This is a genomic window from Vibrio sp. 1CM2L, assembly GCF_023161695.1.
Lineage (GTDB): Bacteria > Pseudomonadota > Gammaproteobacteria > Enterobacterales > Vibrionaceae > Vibrio > Vibrio coralliirubri.
Map to the genome: position 1 here is coordinate 67,081 of NZ_JALNTT010000008.1, position 23,849 is coordinate 90,929.

The following is a 23,849-nucleotide window of genomic DNA, read 5'->3' on the forward strand; positions in this document are numbered from 1 at the left end:
GAGAAGTACGTGAAGCATTGGTTTAAGAAAAGTGCATGGTTATTGGCAGGAAGCTTAATCTGCACACCCGCAGCCATCGCGAGTGATTTTAGTGCCAGCTTTAAAGGCACTGATATTCAAGAGTTTATTAATATTGTTGGTCGTAACCTAGAGAAGACCATCATCGTTGATCCATCGGTGCGCGGAAAAATCGATGTACGCAGCTACGACGTATTGAATGAAGAGCAATATTACAGCTTCTTCTTAAACGTATTAGAGGTGTATGGCTACGCGGTCGTTGAAATGGACTCGGGTGTTCTTAAGATCATCAAAGCCAAAGACTCTAAAACCTCGGCAATTCCAGTCGTCGGTGACCGTGATTCGATCACTGGCGACAGTGTAGTCACGCGTGTTGTGACGGTACGTAATGTCTCGGTTCGTGAACTTTCTCCTCTGCTTCGTCAACTGAACGACAATGCTGGCGCGGGTAACGTTGTGCACTACGACCCAGCCAACATCATCCTTATTACAGGCCGAGCGGCGGTAGTAAACCGTTTAGCTGAAATCATCAAGCGTGTTGACCAAGCGGGTGACAAAGAGATTGAAGTCGTTGAGCTAAAGAATGCATCAGCGGCAGAGATGGTACGTATTGTTGATGCTTTGAGTAAAACTACCGACGCAAAGAATACACCTGCCTTCCTACAACCTAAATTGGTTGCTGATGAGCGTACTAATGCGATCCTTATTTCAGGTGACCCTAAGGTTCGTAGCCGATTAAGAAAGCTTATCGAGCAGCTTGATGTCGAAATGGCAACCAAAGGCAACAACCAGGTAATCTACCTTAAATACGCAAAAGCAGAAGACTTAGTCGATGTACTGAAAGGCGTGTCGGACAACCTACAGTCGGAGAAACAATCTTCAACCAAAGGCAGCTCATCGCAACGTAACCAAGTAATGATCTCAGCTCACAGTGATACCAACTCTTTGGTTATTACTGCACAGCCAGACATCATGAACGCGCTGCAAGATGTGATCGCTCAACTCGATATCCGTCGTGCTCAAGTATTGATTGAAGCGCTGATTGTTGAAATGGCAGAAGGCGACGGCGTAAATCTTGGTGTGCAATGGGGTAACCTAGAAACGGGTTCCATGATTCAGTACAGCAATACTGGTGCATCGATTGGTGGTGTCATGGTTGGTTTAGAAGAAGCTAAAGATACTGAAACGACAACTGCGGTTTATGATGAGAATAATAACTTCCTACGAAACGAAACGACTACTGAAGACGGTGACTACTCAACCTTAGCCACCGCTCTTTCAGGCGTTAATGGCGCCGCAATGAGTGTGGTGATGGGCGATTGGACAGCCTTGATCAGTGCGGTAGCAACCGATTCCAACTCAAATATCCTATCTTCTCCAAGCATCACAGTAATGGATAACGGCGAAGCGTCGTTCATTGTGGGTGAAGAGGTTCCGGTTCTAACTGGCTCAACGGCAGGTTCAAGTAACGATAACCCATTCCAGACGGTTGAACGTAAAGAAGTGGGTATCAAGCTTAAAGTGGTGCCACAAATCAACGAAGGCGATTCGGTTCAGCTGAATATTGAACAAGAAGTATCGAACGTATTAGGCGCAAACGGTGCGGTTGATGTGCGTTTTGCCAAGCGTCAATTGAATACGTCGGTGATTGTTCAAGATGGCCAAATGCTGGTGCTTGGTGGCTTGATTGACGAGCGTGCATTGGAAAGTGAATCTAAGGTGCCATTCTTGGGTGATATCCCTGTGCTTGGTCACCTGTTCAAATCAACCAGTACTCAGGTTGAGAAAAAGAACCTAATGGTATTCATTAAGCCAACCATTATTCGTGATGGCATGACGGCGGATGGTATCACTCAGCGTAAATACAACTTCATCCGAGCAGAGCAGTTGTACAAGGCAGAGCAAGGTTTGAAACTGTTGGATGACGATAATATCCCGGTATTGCCTAAATTTGGTGCCGATATGAATCATCCGGCTGAAATCCAAGCCTTCATCGATCAAATGGAAACAGAATAATGGCTGAATTGGTAGGGGCGGCACGTACTTATCAGCGCTTGCCGTTTAGCTTTGCGAATCGCTATAAGATGGTGTTGGAATATCAGCACCCAGAGCGTGCGCCGGTGCTTTACTATGTGGAACCTCTGAAATCGGCAGCGATCATTGAAGTAAGTCGCGTGGTGAAAAATGGCTTCACGCCACAAGCGATCAGCGCAGACGAATTTGATAAAAAATTGACCGATGCTTATCAGCGTGACTCGTCGGAAGCTCGTCAGCTAATGGAAGACATTGGTGCTGACAACGATGACTTCTTCTCACTAGCTGAAGAGCTGCCACAAGATGAAGACTTGCTCGAATCGGAAGACGATGCGCCAATCATCAAGTTAATCAATGCGATGTTGGGTGAGGCGATCAAAGAAGGTGCTTCGGATATTCACATCGAAACCTTCGAGAAGTCACTGTCTATCCGTTTCCGTATTGATGGTGTGTTACGTGATGTGTTGGCGCCGAGCCGTAAACTGGCTCCGCTGTTAGTTTCGCGTGTGAAGGTTATGGCTAAATTGGACATTGCGGAAAAACGCGTGCCACAAGATGGTCGTATTTCTCTGCGTATTGGTGGTCGAGCGGTCGACGTTCGCGTATCAACCATGCCTTCATCACACGGTGAGCGTGTGGTAATGCGTCTGTTGGACAAGAATGCTACTCGTCTAGACCTGCACAGTTTAGGCATGACGGCAGAGAACCACGAAAACTTCCGTAAGCTTATTCAGCGCCCACATGGCATTATCTTGGTTACCGGTCCTACGGGTTCTGGTAAATCAACGACCTTGTACGCCGGCCTGCAAGAACTCAACAGCAACGAGCGAAATATCTTAACCGTTGAAGATCCAATCGAATTTGATATTGATGGTATTGGCCAAACGCAGGTAAACCCTAAGGTTGATATGACCTTTGCGCGTGGTTTACGTGCCATTCTTCGTCAAGATCCCGATGTGGTAATGATTGGTGAGATACGTGACTTGGAGACCGCAGAGATCGCTGTTCAAGCCTCTTTAACCGGTCACTTAGTAATGTCGACTCTTCACACCAATACGGCAATCGGTGCGATCACGCGTCTGCGTGATATGGGCATCGAACCTTTCTTGATCTCTTCTTCGCTGCTGGGTGTTTTGGCTCAGCGCTTGGTTCGCACCCTGTGTAACGACTGTAAAGAACCTTATGAAGCGGACAAAGAGCAGAAAAAGCTGTTTGGGTTTAAGAAGAAAGACAGCCTGACGCTTTACCATGCCAAAGGGTGTGAAAGCTGCAGCCACAAAGGCTATCGAGGCCGTACCGGTATTCATGAACTCTTGATGATTGACGATTCGGTACAAGAGCTGATTCACAGTGAGGCTGGCGAACAGGCGATTGAGAAAGCAATTCGTGGCACAACACCAAGTATTCGAGATGATGGCTTGAGCAAAGTTCTGAAAGGGGTAACGTCCCTAGAAGAAGTGATGCGCGTGACCAAGGAAGTCTAGTATGGCGGCATTTGAATACAAAGCACTGGATGCCAAGGGTAAAAGCAAAAAAGGCTCGATTGAAGCGGATAACGCTCGTCAGGCTCGCCAACGCTTAAAGGAACAAGGCTTGATGCCGGTTGAGATGACCGAAGCCAAGGCCAAAACAGCGAAAGGTGCACAGCCCTCGACCAGCTTTAAGCGTGGTATCAGCACGCCTGACCTTGCTTTGATTACTCGACAAATATCGACGCTCGTTCAATCTGGTATGCCGCTAGAAGAGTGTTTGAAGGCCGTTGCCGAGCAATCGGAAAAACCTCGAATTCGAACCATGTTACTGGCGGTTCGTTCGAAGGTAACGGAAGGTTATTCGCTAGCCGATAGCTTGGCTGATTACCCTCACATCTTTGATGAACTGTTTAGAGCTATGGTCGCAGCTGGTGAGAAATCAGGTCACTTAGATGCGGTATTGGAGCGACTGGCTGATTACGCAGAAAACCGTCAAAAGATGCGCTCTAAGTTGCTGCAAGCGATGATCTACCCAGTAGTGCTGGTGGTGTTTGCGGTGACGATTGTTTCGTTCCTGTTGGCAACCGTGGTACCTAAGATCGTTGAGCCGATTATCCAAATGGGCCAAGAACTTCCTCAATCGACACAATTTTTATTAGCATCGAGTGAATTTATCCAGGATTGGGGCATCCAATTACTGTTGTTGATCATCGGTGTAATTGTGTTGATTAAGACCGCGCTGAAAAAGCCGGGTGTTCGCATGAGTTGGGATCGCAAGCTATTAAGCATTCCACTGATCGGCAAGATCGCGAAAGGGATTAATACCTCTCGTTTTGCACGAACACTCTCTATCTGTACCTCGAGTGCGATTCCTATCCTTGAAGGGATGAAGGTTGCGGTAGATGTGATGTCGAATCACCATGTGAAGCAGCAAGTACTGCAGGCGTCAGACAGTGTTAGAGAGGGGGCAAGCCTGCGTAAAGCGCTCGATCAAACCAAACTCTTCCCTCCAATGATGCTGCATATGATCGCCAGTGGTGAGCAGAGTGGTCAGTTGGAACAGATGCTGACAAGAGCGGCGGACAACCAAGACCAAAGCTTTGAATCGACCGTGAATATCGCGTTAGGTATCTTTACGCCAGCACTTATCGCTTTGATGGCAGGCTTAGTGCTGTTCATTGTGATGGCGACTCTAATGCCGATGCTTGAAATGAATAATTTAATGAGCGGCTAACCAACCGCTTATAAGACGTTAGTTTTTGGATTATCGAGAAGAAGGACATTATTACCTTCACTCGCTGTCTGTAATTTGGAGAAAATAATGAAAAACAGAATGAAGAAACAATCAGGCTTTACTCTATTAGAAGTGATGGTTGTTGTGGTTATCCTTGGCGTATTGGCGAGCTTTGTTGTACCTAACCTATTGGGTAACAAAGAGAAGGCAGACCAACAAAAAGCCATCACTGATATCGTGGCGCTAGAGAACGCGCTAGATATGTACAAACTGGATAACAGCGTTTACCCAACAACGGATCAAGGTCTTGATGCATTGGTTTCTAAGCCAAGCAGCCCAGAACCTCGCAACTACCGCGACGGTGGCTACATCAAGCGTCTGCCAAACGACCCATGGGGTAACGAGTACCAATACCTAAGCCCTGGTGATAACGGCACTATCGATATTTTCACTCTTGGTGCTGATGGCCAAGAAGGTGGTGAAGGTATTGCTGCGGATATTGGTAACTGGAACATGCAGGATTTCCAATAAGCTTCAGCTTATTGTTTGATTCGTTATTGTTGCTTGATACGTGATTGATGGTAGGACGTAAACAGATGGAGTCTAAAGGTGAAAACTAAGCAAACACAGCCAGGTTTCACCTTGATTGAGATTCTTTTGGTGTTGGTATTACTGTCAGTAACGGCGGTTGCGGTGATCGCGACCATTCCTACCAATAGCAAAGATGTTGCTAAAAAATACGCTCAAAGCTTTTATCAGCGAGTTCAATTACTCAATGAAGAGGCTATTTTGAGCGGCTTAGATTTTGGCGTTCGAGTTGATGAAAAGAAATCGACCTATGTACTGATGGCGCTTAAGTCTGAAGGCTGGCAAAAAGTCGATTTTGAAAAAATCCCCTCTTTAACTGAACTACCGGAAGAACTCACATTGTCACTGACCTTAGGTGGTGGCGCATGGGAAGACGATGATCGGTTGTTCAATCCAGGAAGCTTGTTTGATGAAGATATGTTTGCTGATCTTGAAGAGGAAAAGAAGCCGAAACCACCACAGATCTACATCTTGTCGAGTGCTGAAATGACGCCATTTGTATTGTCGTTTTATCCAAATACCGGAGACACCATACAAGATGGTTGGCGTATTCGAGTATTGGACAATGGTGTGATTCGACTGCTAGAACCGGGAGAAGAAGATGAAGAGGAATAACCGTTCTCCTTATCGTTCTCGTGGTATGACCCTTGGTTCTCGAGGAATGACGCTGCTTGAGGTATTGGTTGCGCTCGCTATCTTTGCGACTGCGGCGATCAGTGTGATTCGTGCTGTCACTCAGCACATCAATACCCTCAGTTATCTCGAAGAAAAAACCTTCGCTGCTATGGTCGTTGATAATCAAATGGCTTTGGTGATGCTGCATCCTGAGAAGCTAAAAAAAGCGCAGGGCACACAAGAGCTGGCCGAGAGAGAGTGGTTTTGGAAGGTCACGCCAATCGATACTAGCGATGATTTATTAAAGGCGTTTGATGTGAGTGTGGCAACCAGTAAACAAGCTTCTCCAGTGGTCACGGTGCGCAGTTATGTGGTTAATTAAAAGCATGTGGTCAACTAAGAGCATGTCCGCCAATAAGCGTGTGCCTCGTAAACAAGGACTATCTTTGAAAGGGAGAGGCTTTACCTTAATTGAGGTTTTGGTCTCGATCGCTATCTTTGCCACGTTAAGTATGGCGGCTTATCAGGTAGTCAATCAGGTTCAGCGCAGCAACGAGCTTTCAATCGAGCGCAGTGCTCGTTTAAATCAACTGCAACGTAGCTTAGTCATTTTAGATAATGATTTTCGCCAGATGGCGGTACGACAATTTCGTACCAACGGTGAAGAAGCATCATCTAAGCTGATCTTAATTAAAGAGTATTTACTGGATTCCGACAGCGTTGGCATCATGTTTACTCGCCTTGGCTGGCATAACCCACAGCAGCAGTTTCCTCGCGGAGAAGTCACCAAAGTGGGTTACCGCATTAAAGAAGAAACGCTTGAGCGTGTGTGGTGGCGTTACCCCGATACCCCTGCAGGTCAAGAAGGTGTGATTACGCCTTTGCTTGATGATGTTGAAAGCTTGGAATTCGAGTTTTATGACGGAAGCCGCTGGGGGAAAGAGTGGCAAACCGACAAATCGCTACCGAAAGCGGTAAGGTTAAAGCTAACCTTGAAAGATTATGGTGAGATAGAGCGTATTTATCTCACCCCAGGTGGCACGCTAGATCAGGCCGATGATTCTTCAAACAGTGACTCGTCAAGTAGTAATGAGGGGAATAATGACTCATCGAACTAACAAGCTTGCACTGACAAGGTCCGCCATGGGGCGCAAGCAGCGTGGTGTTGCGCTGATCATTATCCTGATGCTACTGGCGATCATGGCAACCATCGCTGGCAGTATGTCGGAACGCCTGTTTACTCAATTCAAGCGCGTTGGCAATCAATTGAATTACCAACAGGCTTACTGGTACAGCATTGGTGTCGAAGCGCTGGTGCAAGATGGCATTAGGCAAAGCTACAAAGACAGTGATACCGTCAATTTGAGTCAACCATGGGCGTTAGAAGAACAGGTATACCCATTGGATTATGGTCAAGTTAAAGGCCGTATTGTTGATGCTCAGGCATGTTTTAATCTCAATGCGTTGGCTGGTGTGACGACGACTTCAAGTAACCAAACGCCTTATTTAATTACGGTTTGGCAAACCTTGTTGGAAAACCAAGACGTTGAGCCTTATCAGGCCGAGGTTATCGCACATTCAAGTTGGGAATTTGTTGATAGTGATACCCGAACCACCTCTTCAGCAGGTGTCGAAGACAGTACTTATGAGGCGATGAAGCCATCTTATTTGGCAGCGAATGGCTTAATGGCCGATGAGTCCGAGCTACGAGCGGTTTATCAAGTCACGGGTGAGGTGATGAATAAGGTTCGCCCCTTTGTTTGTGCTCTGCCGAGTGACGATTTTCGCTTGAACGTGAATACACTCACGGAAAAGCAGGCGCCGTTATTGGAAGCGATGTTTGCCCCCGGCTTAAGTGAATCGGATGCCAAACAGCTGATAGACAAACGCCCATTCGATGGTTGGGATACGGTGGATGCGTTTATGGCTGAGCCTGCCATTGTGGGTGTGAGTGCCGAAGTCAGCAAAAAAGCGAAAGCATATTTAACTGTAGATAGCGCCTATTTTGAGCTAGATGCAGAGGTATTAGTTGAGCAGTCACGTGTACGAATACGGACGCTTTTCTATAGTAGTAATCGAGAAACAGTGACGGTAGTACGCCGTCGTTTTGGAGGAATCAGTGAGCGAGTTTCTGACCGTTCGACTGAGTAGCGAACCACAAAGCCCTGTGCAGTGGTTAGTTTGGTCGACAAGCCAACAAGAAGTGATAGCAAGTGGCGAACTGTCTAGCTGGGAGCAGCTTGATGAGTTAACGCCTTACGCTGAAAAGCGCAGCTGCATCGCTTTATTGCCGGGAAATGAATGCTTAATTAAGCGTGTTGAGATCCCGAAAGGTGCTGCTCGCCAGTTCGACTCTATGCTGCCGTTTTTATTAGAAGACGAAGTCGCACAAGATATCGAAGACTTACACCTGACTATTTTAGATAAAGACGCAACGCACGCGACAGTGTGTGGTGTCGATCGTGAATGGTTAAAGCAAGCGTTAGACCTGTTTCGCGAAGCCAATATTATCTTCCGTAAGGTGTTGCCAGATACACTGGCCGTGCCTTTTGAAGAGCAAGGCATCAGTGCATTACAGATCGACCAGCATTGGCTATTACGCCAAGGCAATTATCAAGCGGTATCGATCAGCGAAGCATGGTTACCGATGTTTTTGCAAAGTGATTGGGTTGTTGCGGATGATGAAGAGCAAGCGACGACTATCTTCAGCTACACCGCAATGCCGAGCGATGACGTTCAACAGCAAAGCGGTGCGAATTGGCAAGCAAAGCCTGCGGAATTGGTGATGTCTTTGTTGAGCCAGCAAGCGATCACAAGCGGCGTAAATTTACTGACTGGCACCTTTAAAACCAAATCTTCATTCAGTAAATATTGGCGCGTATGGCAGAAGGTCGCGATTGCTGCTTGTTTGCTGGTGGCTGTGATCGTGACTCAGCAAGTGTTGAAGGTTCAGCAATTCGAAGCTCAAGCACAAGCTTACCGCATGGAGAGTGAGCATATCTTTAGGGCTGTGCTGCCAGGTAAACAACGTATTCCGACGGTTAGCTACCTTAAGCGCCAGATGAACGATGAAGCCAAGAAATATGGCGGCTCAGGCGATGGTGATTCTTTATTAGGGTGGTTAGCATTGCTGCCGGAAACCTTAGGTCAGGTGAAGTCAATTGAAGTCGAAAGTATCCGCTTCGATGGTAATCGTTCTGAGATTCGACTTCAGGCGAAAAGTTCTGACTTCCAACATTTTGAGACCGCGAGAGTGAAGCTCGAAGAGAAATTTACCGTCGAACAAGGTCCATTAAACCGTAATGGCGATGCCGTATTTGGCAGCTTTACTCTTAAACCCCATCAATAACCTGCGTAAGGAGATCAGTGATGAGAAATATGATTGAGCCACTCCAAGCGTGGTGGACTTCAATAAGTCAAAGAGAGCAACGATTAGTTATTGGTTGTTCAATTCTACTGGTGGTCGGTATCGTTTATTGGGGGCTAATCCAGCCACTCAGTCAGCGAGCTGAACTTGCGCAAACCCGTATTCAAAGTGAGAAGCAACTACTGGCTTGGGTAACCAACAAAGCCAATGAAGTGGTTGAGCTACGAGGCAGCGGTGGCATCAGTGCCAGTCTACCTCTGAATCAATCTGTGCCTGCTTCTATGCGTCGCTTTAATATCGAGCTTATACGTGTACAACCACGTGGCGAGATGTTGCAAGTGTGGGTAAAACCTGTGCCTTTTAATAAGTTCGTTGACTGGCTTACATACCTGAAAGAAAAACAGGGTGTTGAGGTCGAGTTTATGGATATTGATCGCTCTGATAACCCTGGGGTTATTGACGTCAACCGACTACAGTTTAAACGAGGTTAATGTGAAACGCGGTTTATCTTTTAAGTATGGCCTGCTCTTCAGTAGCATCTTTATCGTCTTCTTCTCGGTTAGCTTGTTGCTGCACTTACCGGCTTCTTTTGCTCTCAAGCAGGCGCCTGCTGTGCGCGGTTTAAGCATTGAAGGCGTTGAGGGCACCGTTTGGCAAGGCAGCGCTAACAACATCGTGTGGCAGCGCATTAATTACGGTTCAGTGCAGTGGGATTTCCAGTTTTCTAAGCTATTTCAAGCCAAAGCAGAACTGGCGGTTCGTTTTGGTCGTAACAGCGACATGAACTTATCAGGTAAAGGGCGTGTCGGGTACAGCATGAGTGGCGCGTATGCAGAGAACTTAGTGGCCTCAATGCCTGCTATGAACGTGATGAAATACGCCCCAGCCATTCCAGTACCGGTTTCAATTGGCGGACAAGTTGAACTGACGATTAAGCATGCGGTTCACGCTCAGCCTTGGTGTCAATCTGGCGAAGGTACACTGGCTTGGTCTGGTGCCGCAGTCGACTCTCCTGTTGGTTCGTTAGACCTTGGTCCTGTGATTGCGGACATAACCTGTGAAGACAGCACAATTGCAGCGAAAGGCACTCAGAAGAGCGATCAGGTAGACAGTGAGTTCTCAGCGAGCGTAACACCTAACCAACGCTACACGTCGGCGGCATGGTTTAAGCCGGGTACGGAATTCCCGCCAGCAATGCAGAGTCAGCTTAAGTGGTTGGGCAACCCTGATAGCCAAGGTAAGTACCAGTTTACTTATCAAGGTCGTTTTTAGCTAAATAGCTAAGGGCTGCTAAATTACGAGATATAAAAAACGGTCGCCTCATTGAGGTGCCCGTTTTGTTTGAATATCCTATGGCTATAAAGGCTGTTGGCTTTAGTCTTTGCCTTGTAAGATCTCTGCCCACGGTAAATCTGCATCACCGAGTACAATGAAGTTCGGATTCTCAAGCGTCTCTCTTTCATTATACGAAAGTGGCTCTAGCTGAGTACTTAAGATACGTCCGCCAGCTTCTTCAACAATGCACTGCGTTGCGGCGGTATCCCACTCTCCGGTTGGTCCAAGGCGCAGATAACAATCCACAGCACCTTCTGCGACTAAACATGCCTTAAGCGCTGCTGAGCCTAGAGGAACCAAATCATAATTCCATGCTGAGCTCATACGGCTAGTGATGCGATTGATGTCTTGGCGACGGCTGATCGCCATGGCGATTGACTGGTTTGGCAGCTCGTGACGATGCGTTTTGATTTTCACGCTGTCATTAAGGTCTGGGATCTTCCAAGCGCCTTTGCCACTGTAAGCGTAATAGCTCACACCTGAAACGGGAGCGTATACCACGCCCATTACTGGCTTATTATGTTCGATTAGGGCGATAATTGTCGCGAAATCACCACTTCGTGCGATGAACTCCTGGGTACCATCCAGTGGGTCAACCAACCAGTAGCGATCCCACTGAGAACGTTGCTCTAGGCTGATGTCCGCGGCTTCTTCAGACAACACTGGAATGTCAGGCGTGAGCTCACTGAGTTTTTTCGAGATCAGCTTATGCGCCGCAAGGTCGGCACTGGTGACTGGTGTGTCATCACTTTTGGTGAACTCTTCGTAATCTTTTTTCTCGTAGATCTCTAAGATGAGTTGGCCAGCAGAGCGAGCAATCTCAATGACAGAGGGTAGGAGGTGAGACAAATCTTTTGTTATTGGCATAAATGTTCTCTTACTCTTAGAGCGAGCCTGAATGTTCTAGTTATTGTTTAATACACGAAGGCTTAAAAGCAGGGCTGTAATACTACGAGCCTCACAGAAATCGAGATGTGTTAACAGTTCTTCGGCTTGAGCAAGTGGCCAGCGCACAATGTCGAGTGGCTCTGGTTCGTCACCTTCTAGCTTTTCTGGGTAGAGGTCTTCTGCAATAAACAGCGTCATTTTGCTAGAGAAGTAAGAGGGCGCAAGGATCACTTCCTTCAGCGGAGTCAGCTTGTTGGCACCGAAGCCAATCTCTTCTTTAAGTTCGCGAACGGCGGCTTCGTTTGGCTGCTCACCTGGATCGATAAGCCCTTTCGGAAAGCCCAGTTCATAACGTTCTGTGCCCGCTGCGTATTCTCGCACCAACAGAATATCGCCTTGTTCAGTAATCGGAACCATCATTACTGCGTTGCGGCCGCTAGGCTTCATGCGTTCGTAAGTGCGCTGTTCGCCGTTTGAAAAGCGTAAATCGAGAGACTCGATAGAGAATAGTTTTGATTGAGCGACAGTTTGCTGAGCCAAAATCTCTGGCTTGGTCCTTTTTGTCATTGCGCTCGCTCCTTAGCTCATTGGAATTCTTTCTTATAAAGTCATTCTAATATAGGGGAAATGACGTTGAGTTCCTAGATCCGAGTTTTCATATCCTAGAATTATTAGATCAGGAACCGATTGCGATCACTTGAATACCTTACTCAAGATGGTAACTAACCGAGAATTCTGGTTATTTCGTTCAGGAATACAAGAGCATATCTGCTTAGCCCTAAAACAAAAAAGGTTGATGCTCGCGCATCAACCTTTTAATCAGTGATTCATACTAACTGAGTAATTAGTAGTAAGAGTGCTCACCACGATCGTGCTCAGTTGCGTCACGAACAGCAGTCAGTTCACCTTCGAATTGTTGAAGAAGTTCTTTCTCGATGCCTTCTTTTAACGTTACATCAACCATAGAACAACCGTTGCAGCCGCCACCGAATGCAACGATAGCAGCGCCGTCTTCAGTGATTTCTACCAAGCTAACGTGACCGCCGTGACCAGCAAGTTGTGGGTTAACCTGTGTTTGAATTGCGTATTCAACGCGTTCTACAAGTGGTGCATCATCAGAGACTTTACGCATTTTAGCGTTTGGTGCTTTAAGCGTTAGTTGAGAGCCCATTTTGTCAGTCACGAAGTCAATCTCAGCTTCGTCTAGGAATGGTAGGCTTAGCTCATCTACGTATGCAGAGAATGCTTCGAAAGAAAGCTTTGTATCAGACGCTTCGATAGCATCTGTTGGGCAGTAAGAAACACCACACTCAGCGTTTTGTGTGCCTGGGTTTACCACGAACACACGAATGTTTGTACCTTCAGGCTGCTGTGACAGCAGATTGGCAAAGTGAGTTTGAGCTGTTTCTGTAATAGTAATATTTGACACGACGAATACCTGAGTAGATTTGTAGGTTATTAGCGCCATTCTACTCCTGTCAGATTTGTAATTCAGCCCTTTTTTGTTGGATTGCTGTACAAGTAGTGATTAACAGCTTTTATCCAGAGGGCTCAGGAGTGCGGCAGATGCAGTAAATATCAATCCTTTTAACGCCCACTTCAAGTAGTAATTGGCATAATTGATACACAGTACTGCCGGTGGTTACAACATCATCAATTATCGCGACGTGAGAGGGAATAGTTCCTTGAAAGTCTTGTTTTCGCAGCGCAAAAGCGCTCTTTAGATTGTGTGATCGTGCGGATTTAGTCAGCCCCTGCTGGGAAGCAGTTGAGCGAATTCGACGAAAGATCACATCACTTTTAACGCCAAGCTCTTGAGCCGTGTAGTTGGCTAGCAGCTGACTTTGATTAAAGCCGCGATGAGTGTATCGGCGCCAATGCAGCGGCACGCTGGTGATCAGCGGAGCAGGATGTTCGATACGTGATGCCAATAGCTTAGATAGATCACGTGCAAACCAAAACTTATCAGCGTACTTCATTTGCTGAATGTAACCTGCTGTAGGGAAGGTGTAGTCGCCGACACAGTAGAGGCGATGCCACGGTGGAGGTTGAGATAAACACTCACCACACTGATCGACAGTGATTATTGTTTGTAAGCCACATCGCTGACAGCGTGGCACTGGCTCAAAGAGTTTGAGACAAGAATTGCACCATCGAGGGTGTGTATCACTGGGCAGTTTATCGAGTTTGCACAGGTGGCATTGAGGTGTGACCAGACGTGGTGTGTGTTTTTGTAGCCAATCGGATAACATAGCTCGCGATGCTTTTGGGTTATGGTGTTCCTTTTGCTAACCATACTGAAAAGCGCGGATTATCGCTGATGGAAAAAGTAGGGAATATTGAGAATGAGTGACGCGTTATATTGGCATGTTTCTGGGCAAGGGCCTGATTTAGTACTGGTTCACGGCTGGGGAATGAACGGTGCGGTATGGCAACAAACCGTTAATGCATTACAAGCTGATTTTCGAGTGCATGTTGTCGATTTGCCAGGGTATGGACACAGCGCGCACTGCCACGCTCAAGATCTTGAAGAGATTGCTCAGCAACTGTTGGCCGAAGCACCAAAGCAAGCGATTTGGGTAGGTTGGTCACTTGGAGGTTTGGTCGCAACGCACATGGCTCTCCATCACTCAGACTACGTGAGCAAGCTGGTGACTGTCGCCAGTTCTCCTAAATTCGCGGCCGCAAAAGAGCCCGTGTTATGGCGAGGTATTCAGCAAAACGTATTAAGCGCATTCACCGAACAGCTGGTTGAAGATTTCCAAACCACCATCGAACGCTTTATGGCATTGCAAGCCATGGGTAGCCCTTCAGCAAGACAAGATGTAAAACAGCTCAAGCAAGCGGTGCTGTCTCGCCCGTTGCCGAACCCTGAATCATTATTGGCAGGATTAAAAATGTTGTCGGATGTCGATCTGCGTGAGCAACTGCCTGAGATTTCAGTGCCAATGCTGCGCTTGTATGGTCGATTAGATGGATTGGTGCCAATCAAGGTTGCAAAAGACTTAGGCACAGCCTTGCCTCATACCGAGCAATATATCTTTACTCAGTCTTCACATGCACCGTTTATGACTGAAGCGGATGCCTTTTGCAGTGAACTGGTCAGCTTCGCCCAAAAATAATCGCTAAATTTATCGCCGGCTTGGTCGATATATAATCTAACCAACGTGTTGCTTGATACTCAGACCTAACTCTCTCCTGAGCTGATTGCAGTAAGTTGGGCTATGCCTGTTGTGCTGACTCACAGTACAACAGTGTTATAGCAATAACGATGGGCGATTCTTGAGGAGTTCGCGATGATTGTGTCACCTGCAACTGCAGTGAGTGTGCCACTTATCGCCCCGTCCGTTAATGTGCAAACAGAGCAAGTTGCGCGTGATAATAGAGTTCGAGAGCCTGTAGCTCCCGCAGTAGCGTTGGCGAAAACCAATGCAGAGCGAAAGGTAAAGTCGGACGATAAGCGAAGGCAGCAGTCGGCTTGGGATCCTTCAGACCATCCTGGTTATGAAATGGAGAACGAGTCAGAGGCCAATTCGATTAGCCAAGAAGAGCCACAAGATCCTTTTGATAGGTTGTTCAGCTTGTTGGCACTGAGAACATACAGTGCTGACCAAGGAAAGGGCTATACCATGCGTTTTCGCCTGCCAAAGCATGTTTTAGATGCGGCGATTCAGGAGGGACAGATGGAGAAACGACGTAAGGTCATAAAATATCATTATGGTCATGCTGTTGCGCCTCATGCTCCATCAGAGATGCTGGTCGTGTTGTAATTATACTCTTCATACTTGAAGCCGCAGCGTTGTTAACTGCGTAAGTTCACCCTAATCACATAGAACCCCTATGCTCATAGGACTGAACTTACTTGTTGCCTAGCTGCAACTCCAATTATTTTGAGTATAAGCACGAAGAATACAACCAAGCTTCGATGTCTTTTTTGAACACATAATAAAAACCTGCATACCCTAAGGGATGCAGGTTTTCTGTTTTTAAGCTAATCCGTTTTTTAGATGAGCTAACGGATTACTTTTTCGCTTTTGCAAAAGCAGCGGCAAATGCACCACCCATCGCGGCATTTTGTTGTGGCTCTTCACGACGGCGTTGGCCACCTTGTGAGTTTTGATTCGAGCGGTTTTGCGTGCGAGGTGCACTTGAACGTTGCGCGCGGTTGTCTTGGCCTGGTTCATCTTTCATGCGCATGCTTAGCGCAATACGTTTACGTTGAACATCGACTTCCATTACCTTCACTTTGACGATGTCACCGGCTTTAACCACTTCACGTGGGTCAGAGACAAAGCGATCGGTGAGCGCTGAAATATGCACTAAACCATCTTGGTGAACACCAATATCCACGAAGGCACCAAAGTTGGCCACGTTCGATACCACACCTTCTAGAATCATGCCTAGTTCTAGGTCTGAAACGCTGTTTACGCCATCAGCGAAGGTTGCAGTTTTGAACTCAGGGCGAGGGTCGCGTCCTGGCTTATCTAGCTCCTTGATGATGTCTGTGACCGTAGGTACACCAAAGCTTTCATTGGTGTAATCAACCGCGTGCAAACCACGTAAGAAGTCGGTGTTACCCACCAGAGATTTGATGTCTTTGTGGTTTTTCTCAGCGATGGTTTTCACCACTGGGTAAGCTTCTGGGTGAACCGATGATGCATCTAACGGGTTCTTGCCGTCCATGATACGTAGGAAACCAGCACACTGCTCAAAGGCTTTTGGCCCCAAGCGAGCGACTTTTTTCAGTGTAGTACGTGCTTCAAAACGACCATTTTCATCACGGAAATCCACGATGTTCTGAGCGATGGTGCTAGATAGGCCAGCAACACGAGTCAGTAGCGCGGCAGATGCGGTATTCACATCAACACCAACTGCGTTTACACAGTCTTCGACAATCGCATCTAGACGCTTAGCGAGCATAGTTTGGCTCACATCGTGTTGGTATTGGCCCACACCGATGGATTTAGGGTCAATCTTCACCAGCTCTGCCAGTGGATCTTGTAGACGACGAGCAATAGACACCGCACCACGGATTGATACATCCATGTTCGGGAACTCTTTTGCTGCTAGTTCAGACGCAGAATACACAGATGCGCCCGCTTCGCTAACAATGATCTTTTGCGCTTTTAGGTTGCCACGCTTAATTACATCAGCCACAAAGCTGTCGGTTTCACGTGAAGCCGTGCCGTTACCAATCGCAATCAAATCAACATTGTATTGACGAACCATCTGCTCAACCACGTGTGCAGATTTATCGTATTGCTTTTGCGGTGGGTGAGGGTAAATCGTTTCTGTTGCCAGAACCTTACCGGTTGAATCCACGACAGCGATTTTCGAACCGGTACGTAAACCCGGGTCCAAGCCTAAGGTTGCTCGAGGGCCAGCAGGCGCCGCCATCAGCAGGTCTTTCAGGTTGGTTGCGAATACTTCAATCGCTTCGATCTCTGCACGCTCTTTCATCGCGCCCATCAATTCAGTTTCCATGTGCATAGAAACCTTGATGCGCCATGCCCAGCTAATCACTTGCTTACGCCAAGCATCCGCAGGTGCGCTGCTTAGGGTAATGCCGTAGTGATCAGAGATGATGTTTTCGCAGTATGAACCACGTACACCTTCTTCTTGCTCTGGGTCTGCGTTCATTGCCAGTGTTAAGAAGCCTTCATTACGGCCACGCAGCATGGCAAGTGCACGGTGAGACGGTACTTTGCTCAGAGCTTCGTTATGCTCGAAGTAGTCTTTGAACTTCTCACCTTCGTTCTCTTTGCCTGCCACAACACGAGCACCAAGCTCTGCATTGCGGCTTAGGTGTTGGCGAATCTTTTCAAGCAGGTTTGCGTCTTCCGCAATGCGCTCCATGATGATCGCACGTGCGCCATCGAGTGCAGCTTTGGTATCGGCAATGCCTTTATCGCTGCTGATGAAGTTAGCGGCTTCCGTTTCCGGATCGTGCTGTGGTGAATTCCATAACGTATCGGCAAGTGGCTCTAAGCCCGCTTCAATCGCGATCTGACCTTTGGTACGGCGCTTTGGTTTGTATGGTAGGTATAAATCTTCTAGGCGAGTCTTGCTGTCTGCTTGAGTGATATCACGCTCGAGTTCTGGCGTGAGTTTTCCTTGGTCTTGAATCGACTTAAGAATCGTTTGGCGACGATCGTCTAGCTCGCGAAGGTATGAAAGGCGGCTATCAAGGTTACGTAGTTGGGTATCGTCTAAGCCACCCGTAACTTCTTTACGGTAGCGGGCAATAAAGGGAACGGTGTTACCGTCGTCAATTAGGTTTACTGCGGCAGTGACTTGCTCAGAACGGACATTCAGTTCTTCAGCGATCAGTCGACAGATAGCTTGGCTCATCCGATGAATCTCTTATTTAATATCATGACAAATACATGGGGGTGAGCGTACGATTTTTCTAGCTTTGGCTGTGTAATTATCCTGTCAGAAGTCGAATTTCCGTTTCTGATACCTGCTTTGTGCGAGATCTCTTACAAGTGATGTGAGACTAAGTCGCTTTAAACCGATGGTATCGTCTTAAAATAACTGTAAGTGACTGATTTTGTTTGATTGTGTGTTTGTGGGCGTATTTCCCACCTGAAATTTTTTTTGGGACTATCTAGGAAACTCGCTCAATTACCGTAATATTTAACTTGTCGACAGGGAGTTGGCAGGAACAGGAAAAAGCCTAATGGACTAGGTATCTTCAGGATGAAGATTTGATTACTTAGGATGAGTGGTCAGCAAGGAAGTGATAATCTCTGGATGAGATTCGCCAGTCAGGATGACAGGCTAGAATGGACACCGCTAGGATGGCGATGAACAAAAAGGAAATTGGTTAAAGGATTTAGCCACTATCAAGGAAAGATGCAGGGAGCACCTTATCTCGAAGAGATAAACAGTAGCCGGATTGCTGCGATAGAGACTTAACCCCGCTAGGCGAAAGCCTTGCGGGGTTTTCTTTTATCTAGAGTTTGGGTTTGCTTGAACACTCAGCTCATAGCTAGGTGTTTATTAGGTTTGGTTATTCGTTGTCTGCATAGCGAATCGAGTTAATGAACCACTCTTTGTCGCCTTCCGGTGTTTTGACCGTAAACTCATCATCCACTTCTTTCTTGAGCAGGGCTCTAGCCATTGGTGAGTCGATAGAGATATAGCCTTTAGCATCGCCGTAGATCTCTTCTGGGCCGACAATTCGAAACTTCTTAATTTCCCCATCATCATTCTCAATTTCGACCCAAGCACCGAAAAATACCTTACCTTCTTGTTGTGGCGAGTAATCCACGATCGTGACATCAGGTAGGAACTTTCTTAAGAAACGCACTCGGCGATCAATCTGTCGAAGCAAACGCTTATTGAAGGTGTAATCTGCGTTTTCTGAACGATCTCCAAGGCTTGCAGCCCAAGTGACTATTTTGGTGATCTCTGGACGCTTCTCGTGCCATAAGTGGTCATGTTCTGCTTTGAGTTTGTTATAACCTTCTCGGGTGATAAGTTTGGTTTTCATAAATCTTACTTAATGAAATGATGATCTAAGATAGAATATATAGAAAGGCAACATACGTTAACAATTATTTAGGCGACTTTTTCTCCAATAATGTTACATTTTTAATGTCTTATACCAATATACAATTTACCAAGAATGCTTAACCTTACGTTTAAGCTTTAATAGGTGGAACCATTACATGCAAGAAAACTACAAAATTTTAGTGGTCGATGACGATGCTCGTTTACGTGCACTGTTAGAGCGCTATCTGTCAGAGCAGGGCTTTCAAGTGCGTAGCGTGGCAAACAGTGAGCAGATGGACCGCCTGTTAACCCGTGAAAATTTTCACTTGATGGTATTGGATTTAATGTTGCCGGGCGAAGATGGTCTATCGATCTGTCGTCGTCTACGAAACGCAAACAACTCGCTACCAATCCTGATGCTTACAGCAAAGGGTGATGAAGTGGATCGCATTGTGGGCTTGGAAGTGGGTGCTGATGATTACCTGCCAAAACCATTTAACCCACGTGAACTGCTTGCTCGTATTAAAGCGGTACTGCGTCGCCAAGTCATTGAAGCGCCGGGCGCACCAAGCACAGAAGAGTCTGTGGTTGAATTTGGCGAATTCCGTTTGAACCTAGGTACTCGCGAAATGTTCCGCGGTGAAGAGCCAATGCCTCTTACTTCGGGTGAATTTGCGGTACTTAAGTCATTGGTAACGAATGCTCGTGAGCCAATGTCTCGCGATAAGCTGATGAACATGGCTCGTGGCCGTGAGTATTCAGCAATGGAACGTTCTATCGATGTTCAGATTTCACGTCTGCGTCGTCTAGTTGAAGAAGACCCAAGCAAACCTCGCTACATCCAAACGGTGTGGGGCTTGGGTTATGTATTCGTTCCAGATGGCAAAGCTGTGTAATTCAGCTTAATAAGCTCTACAGCAGCTTTATCGATTCTGTGAATCTTACGGGTCATCTCATTAATATGCGATGGCCCGTTTTCTATTCAGCACAATGGTTTAGAGTTATAGTCATATAACACTTTCTTTATCTTTCTACATCTCGGGTACCCCATGCGTATACGTAGCTCCTTTACTCAGTCGATAGTGCTTTTCTTAACGCTATTGGTCGCTAGCCAAATTTTTTCTTATTACGCGGTTTTTAATTATGCGTTGATGCCAAGTTTGCAGCAGTTTAATAAGATTCTGGCACACGAGCTAAACCTGGTATTGGACCAAGGCAGTGATATCGAGATTGATGCGCCACTACGTCAGCGTGTACTTGAGCAGCTAGGGGTAACTGTTCACGCGAAAAACAGCGAAGCCGCGGGTGAGTATTACCATGCAGTAGCAATCGACCTGATGAGTGAGGAGATGACCAAAGAGCTGGGTTCTGAAACTGAAGTGCGGCTGATCTTGGGTAAAGAGAGCTATGTGCTGTGGATGGACATTGCGCAGCTGCCTAACTCTTTGATTCGTATTCCGTTGTCTGAGCTGCAAGAAGAAGATTTTGCACCGCTGTTCCGTAACAGTCTGATCATGGCGCTGTTGATTGTCGCAGGTGGTTGGCTGTTTATCCGATTGCAAAACCGTCCGTTGATAGCGCTAGAGAAAGCGGCACAAGGTGTCGGGCGAGGTGATATTCCACCGCCATTGCCAGTTCAAGGCGCACAAGAGATTCGCTCGGTAACTCGAGCCTTTAACCAGATGTCTAAAGGCATCCAAGAATTGGAAGAAGATAGAGCCCTACTAATGGCGGGTATCAGCCATGACCTGCGTACACCACTCACGCGTATTCGTTTGGCGACAGAGATGATGTCGCCAGAAGACAGTTACTTAGCGGAAGGCATCATCAGTGATACCGAAGAGTGTAATGAGATCATCAGTCAGTTCATGGATTACCTAAAGCCTGTCGACCGAGATTCATTCCAAGCGGTGTTCGTCGATGATATTGCTCGTGAGGTATCAAGCTCTGAGGGTGGCTACGAGGTTCAGATTGAAACCGATATTCCAGAGTCAATGAAGCCAGCGCTAGGTAATCCGATCGCGATGAAGCGTGCTGTGAGCAACTTGGTGGTGAATGCGCTGCGTTACGGTAATGGTTGGGTCAAGGTATCAACTGGTATGACGGCGGATAACAAGCTTGCTTGGGTGACGGTAGAAGATAATGGCCCGGGTATTCCACAAGACCAGATCGGAAAGCTGTTTGAACCCTTCACACGTGGTGACACGGCTCGTGGTAGCGAAGGAACGGGCTTGGGCTTAGCAATTGTGAAACGTATCGTTAGCCAGCATCAAGGTGCCGTTGTGGTCAATAACCGCAGTGAAGGTGGCTTGAAGGCGCAGATCAGTTTCCCTGTTAAGCCCTAGTTATTATAGATCCGTGTGCCGACGATAAGTTCGGTTCGGGAATGGTTAAGAGATCCCCGACTCGGTCATTCTTCCCTCTCGGGGATGACGAATTGTTAACCATGAACCTTGATGACGGAAGTTTATTTTGATCGTCATTCCCTATCGTGAGGAACGAACGAGTAGGGAATCTCGCTCTTGATTGATGAAAGTAACGCGCATGAAAAAGGCTTCCAGATGGAAGCCTTTTTGTGTTTTAAGCCGGAATATGAGGACTAACTAAGCCTTCGAATAAACATCGCGTTCACCCAACCAGCGGTTGATGATCGCCTTGGCGTTGTCTGGGTAGCTATCATGAATATGACGCGCAATACGCTGAACTTCAGGGATCAAACGTTGGTCTCGTACCAAGTCGGCAATCTTAAAGTCGGCCAAGCCGGTTTGCTTAGTGCCAAGCAGTTCACCGGGCCCGCGAATCTCTAAGTCACGCTGTGCAATCACAAAGCCATCGTTACTTTCACGCAGTACACCTAAGCGCTTCTGAGCGGTTTTAGACAGAGGTGAGTGATACAACAATACACAATGGCTTGCGACTGAACCACGACCAACACGGCCTCGTAACTGGTGCAGTTGTGCTAGACCAAGACGTTCTGGGTTCTCGATGATCATTAAACTCGAATTCGGAACATCCACACCCACTTCAATCACGGTAGTCGCAACCAACAGATGAAGCTTGTTCTCTTTGAATTCTCGCATCACTGCTTGTTTCTCGGCGGGTTTCATTCGGCCGTGCACCAAGCCAATTTTTACGTCGGGCAGTTTGCGTTGCAGTTCTTCAGCAGTGTCAGCCGCGGCTTGAGCTTCTAATACTTCGGACTCATCAATTAACGTACACACCCAGTAAGCTTGTTTGCCCTCATTGAGACACGCATTACGCACTCGCTCTACAATGTCATCACGTTTGGTGTCAGGGATCGCCACGGTCTGAATTGGTGTTCGTCCTGGAGGTAGCTCATCGATGATTGAAGTTTCGAGATCGGCATAGGCGGTCATGGCCAGCGTTCGCGGAATCGGCGTTGCGGTCATCACCAACTGATGTGGGTAATAGCCTTGTTTAGCGCCTTTCTCACGCAGCTCTAAACGCTGGTGGACACCAAATCGGTGCTGCTCATCAATGATCACTAAACCAAGGTTTTTGAACTCGACATGCTCTTGGAATAGGGCATGAGTACCGACCACCATTTGCGCTTCGCCATTGGCAATACGCGCCAGTTCGGTTTCACGAGCTTTGCCTTTGAGTTTACCTGCGAGCCAACCGACTTGAACACCCATTACTTCCAACCAGTTAGCAAAGTTGATTGCGTGCTGCTCGGCTAATAGTTCAGTTGGTGCCATTAGTGCTACTTGCTGACCATGTTCGAGTGCCCGAACAGCCGCGAGTGCAGCAACTAAGGTTTTACCTGAGCCCACATCACCCTGCACTAAACGCATCATAGGGTGCGGTTTTTCCAAGTCAGCTTCGATCTCTTTAGTCACTCGTGCTTGAGCATTGGTTGGAGAAAACGGCAGCTGAGCTAACAACTTATCTTTTAGAGCATTCACTGGAGGGAAAGGCATCGCCTTGTCCTGCTGTCCTTTGCTTCGAACAGACAGCATCGACAGGTTTTGAGCTAGCAGTTCCTCCATAATCAGGCGCAGCTGCGCAGGGTGTTTACCTTCATCAAACAGCTCTAGGTCAATCCCTGGAGGTGGTCTGTGAATGGTATGCAATGCTTGCGCTAGGGTGATTTGGTGGTCGTATAAACCTGATGGGAGAAGCTCGTTAACCGCCGCTTTGTCTATCAGATCGAGCGCTTGGTCAGTGAGGTTGCGCAGCGTGACTTGTCTTAGCCCTTCGGTGGTTGGGTACACCGGAGTTAGGTTGGCTTCCACATCTGGTTGCTGCCTTGGTGCAAAGAACTTATAGTCAGGGTGAACAATCTCAAGCCCCATATTGCCGCGCTTGATTTCACCGTAGGCATGCACTTGTTTGCCTTCGGCAAAGTTATTCTTCATTCCTGCCGTAAAGTTGAAAAAGCGCAGCGTGATAGTGCCGTTACCATCGCTGATCTTTACTGCGAGCATCTTACGTTTACCGAAAATGGTATCGACGTGCATCACCTTGCCTTGCACTGCAGCCCATAAGCCCGCGTGCAGTTTTACGATCGGATAGATGCGAGTTCTATCTTCGTAGCGTAAAGGGAGGTGAAACAGCAAGTCTTGTACGTTGTTAAGCCCAACCTTCTCCAGTTTCTCTGCGACTTTTGCGCCGACTCCAGATAAAGAGTTGAGAGGGATAGCAGATAAAAGCTGTGACATAACAAGGCTCATAAACGTAAGAGAGATAATCTATTCAAGCATTTTACTGGATTTTTGTACAGGATAAAGCGAAAGAGCAGATTAGGAGCAGATACGGGATGCGGGTAAACGAGATA

The 23,849-nt window shown here is 47.2% G+C and carries 22 protein-coding genes; 15 read left to right on the forward strand and 7 right to left on the reverse strand.

All coding sequences use genetic code 11. From position 1 onward, the window contains the following. Positions 1 to 9 precede the first annotated feature (9 nt). From gspD to MSG34_RS20905, 11 genes are all read left to right on the forward strand, one after another. A complete protein-coding gene (gspD, locus tag MSG34_RS20855; RefSeq protein WP_048618586.1) occupies positions 10 to 2,034 on the forward strand; it encodes a type II secretion system secretin GspD in 2,025 nt (674 codons plus the stop codon). Further along, positions 2,034 to 3,536, forward strand: coding sequence for a type II secretion system ATPase GspE (gspE, locus tag MSG34_RS20860; protein WP_050619715.1), 1,503 nt, complete (start codon positions 2,034 to 2,036; stop codon positions 3,534 to 3,536). The genes gspD and gspE overlap by 1 nt, the downstream gene beginning before the upstream one ends. 1 nt (position 3,537) lies before the next feature. Next, positions 3,538 to 4,758, forward strand: coding sequence for a type II secretion system inner membrane protein GspF (gspF, locus tag MSG34_RS20865; RefSeq protein WP_048607621.1), 1,221 nt, complete (start codon positions 3,538 to 3,540; stop codon positions 4,756 to 4,758). Positions 4,759 to 4,845: 87 nt separating this feature from the next. Next, positions 4,846 to 5,289, forward strand: a complete 444-nt coding sequence (gene gspG, locus MSG34_RS20870) for a type II secretion system major pseudopilin GspG (protein WP_017062485.1) — start codon at positions 4,846 to 4,848, stop codon at positions 5,287 to 5,289. A gap of 78 nt (positions 5,290 to 5,367) precedes the next feature. Continuing rightward, positions 5,368 to 5,961, forward strand: coding sequence for a type II secretion system minor pseudopilin GspH (gene gspH, locus MSG34_RS20875; RefSeq protein WP_248339241.1), 594 nt, complete (start codon positions 5,368 to 5,370; stop codon positions 5,959 to 5,961). Further along, positions 5,948 to 6,343, forward strand: a complete 396-nt coding sequence (gene gspI, locus MSG34_RS20880) for a type II secretion system minor pseudopilin GspI (protein ID WP_048618578.1) — start codon at positions 5,948 to 5,950, stop codon at positions 6,341 to 6,343. The genes gspH and gspI overlap by 14 nt, the downstream gene beginning before the upstream one ends. Further along, the gene (gspJ, locus tag MSG34_RS20885; protein ID WP_248339242.1) at positions 6,330 to 7,079 is read left to right on the forward strand and encodes a type II secretion system minor pseudopilin GspJ; all 750 of its coding nucleotides are present in this window, start codon (positions 6,330 to 6,332) and stop codon (positions 7,077 to 7,079) included. The genes gspI and gspJ overlap by 14 nt, the downstream gene beginning before the upstream one ends. Beyond that, positions 7,063 to 8,112 carry a type II secretion system minor pseudopilin GspK gene (gene gspK, locus MSG34_RS20890; RefSeq protein WP_048612451.1) on the forward strand — a complete coding sequence of 350 codons (1,050 nt, stop codon included), beginning with the start codon at positions 7,063 to 7,065 and terminating at the stop codon, positions 8,110 to 8,112. Before gspJ ends, gspK begins: the two co-directional genes overlap by 17 nt. After that, a complete protein-coding gene (gene gspL, locus MSG34_RS20895) occupies positions 8,081 to 9,310 on the forward strand; it encodes a type II secretion system protein GspL (protein WP_248339244.1) in 1,230 nt (409 codons plus the stop codon). The genes gspK and gspL overlap by 32 nt, the downstream gene beginning before the upstream one ends. A gap of 20 nt (positions 9,311 to 9,330) precedes the next feature. Next, positions 9,331 to 9,819 carry a type II secretion system protein M gene (locus tag MSG34_RS20900; RefSeq protein ID WP_248339245.1) on the forward strand — a complete coding sequence of 163 codons (489 nt, stop codon included), beginning with the start codon at positions 9,331 to 9,333 and terminating at the stop codon, positions 9,817 to 9,819. Between the two features lies 1 nt (position 9,820). Continuing rightward, entirely contained in the window at positions 9,821 to 10,600 is a 780-nt protein-coding gene (locus tag MSG34_RS20905; RefSeq protein WP_248339248.1) for a type II secretion system protein N, read from the forward strand. 102 nt (positions 10,601 to 10,702) lie between these two features. Here MSG34_RS20905 and cysQ read toward each other — a convergent pair whose 3' ends face one another. The 4 genes from cysQ to MSG34_RS20925 all read right to left on the reverse strand — a co-directional run bounded on the left by cysQ (position 10,703) and on the right by MSG34_RS20925 (position 13,803). Then, positions 10,703 to 11,530, reverse strand: coding sequence for a 3'(2'),5'-bisphosphate nucleotidase CysQ (gene cysQ / locus MSG34_RS20910; protein ID WP_048612454.1), 828 nt, complete (start codon positions 11,528 to 11,530; stop codon positions 10,703 to 10,705). A 36-nt stretch (positions 11,531 to 11,566) separates the two neighbouring features. Continuing rightward, positions 11,567 to 12,118: an ADP compounds hydrolase NudE gene (gene nudE, locus MSG34_RS20915; protein WP_019826462.1), complete on the reverse strand. Its 552-nt coding sequence runs from the start codon at positions 12,116 to 12,118 to the stop codon at positions 11,567 to 11,569. A 277-nt stretch (positions 12,119 to 12,395) separates the two neighbouring features. Further along, a complete protein-coding gene (nfuA, locus tag MSG34_RS20920) occupies positions 12,396 to 12,980 on the reverse strand; it encodes a Fe-S biogenesis protein NfuA (protein WP_029405734.1) in 585 nt (194 codons plus the stop codon). A 109-nt stretch (positions 12,981 to 13,089) separates the two neighbouring features. Next, the gene (locus tag MSG34_RS20925) at positions 13,090 to 13,803 is read right to left on the reverse strand and encodes a ComF family protein (protein WP_282449762.1); all 714 of its coding nucleotides are present in this window, start codon (positions 13,801 to 13,803) and stop codon (positions 13,090 to 13,092) included. A gap of 93 nt (positions 13,804 to 13,896) precedes the next feature. On the opposite strand from MSG34_RS20925, the gene bioH reads away from it, so the two are divergent. Continuing rightward, positions 13,897 to 14,673 (forward strand): pimeloyl-ACP methyl ester esterase BioH, encoded by a 777-nt coding sequence (gene bioH, locus MSG34_RS20930; protein ID WP_248339251.1) that lies wholly within the window; start codon positions 13,897 to 13,899, stop codon positions 14,671 to 14,673. Positions 14,674 to 14,847: 174 nt separating this feature from the next. After that, positions 14,848 to 15,321 (forward strand): hypothetical protein, encoded by a 474-nt coding sequence (locus tag MSG34_RS20935; protein ID WP_048618565.1) that lies wholly within the window; start codon positions 14,848 to 14,850, stop codon positions 15,319 to 15,321. A gap of 250 nt (positions 15,322 to 15,571) precedes the next feature. On the opposite strand, the gene MSG34_RS20940 is transcribed toward MSG34_RS20935, so the two are convergent. Further along, on the reverse strand, positions 15,572 to 17,902 hold the full coding sequence (locus MSG34_RS20940) for a Tex family protein (protein WP_248339252.1): 2,331 nt from the start codon (positions 17,900 to 17,902) through the stop codon (positions 15,572 to 15,574). A gap of 664 nt (positions 17,903 to 18,566) precedes the next feature. Further along, positions 18,567 to 19,049, reverse strand: coding sequence for a transcription elongation factor GreB (gene greB / locus MSG34_RS20945; protein WP_017062470.1), 483 nt, complete (start codon positions 19,047 to 19,049; stop codon positions 18,567 to 18,569). A 178-nt stretch (positions 19,050 to 19,227) separates the two neighbouring features. Here greB and ompR point away from each other — a divergent pair, with 178 nt between their 5' ends. After that, positions 19,228 to 19,947 carry a two-component system response regulator OmpR gene (gene ompR / locus MSG34_RS20950; RefSeq protein WP_008218409.1) on the forward strand — a complete coding sequence of 240 codons (720 nt, stop codon included), beginning with the start codon at positions 19,228 to 19,230 and terminating at the stop codon, positions 19,945 to 19,947. A 153-nt stretch (positions 19,948 to 20,100) separates the two neighbouring features. Next, on the forward strand, positions 20,101 to 21,396 hold the full coding sequence (gene envZ, locus MSG34_RS20955) for a two-component system sensor histidine kinase EnvZ (protein ID WP_061040400.1): 1,296 nt from the start codon (positions 20,101 to 20,103) through the stop codon (positions 21,394 to 21,396). 258 nt (positions 21,397 to 21,654) lie between these two features. On the opposite strand, the gene recG is transcribed toward envZ, so the two are convergent. Next, on the reverse strand, positions 21,655 to 23,733 hold the full coding sequence (gene recG / locus MSG34_RS20960; protein WP_248339253.1) for an ATP-dependent DNA helicase RecG: 2,079 nt from the start codon (positions 23,731 to 23,733) through the stop codon (positions 21,655 to 21,657). Between the last annotated feature and the right edge of the window lie 116 nt (positions 23,734 to 23,849).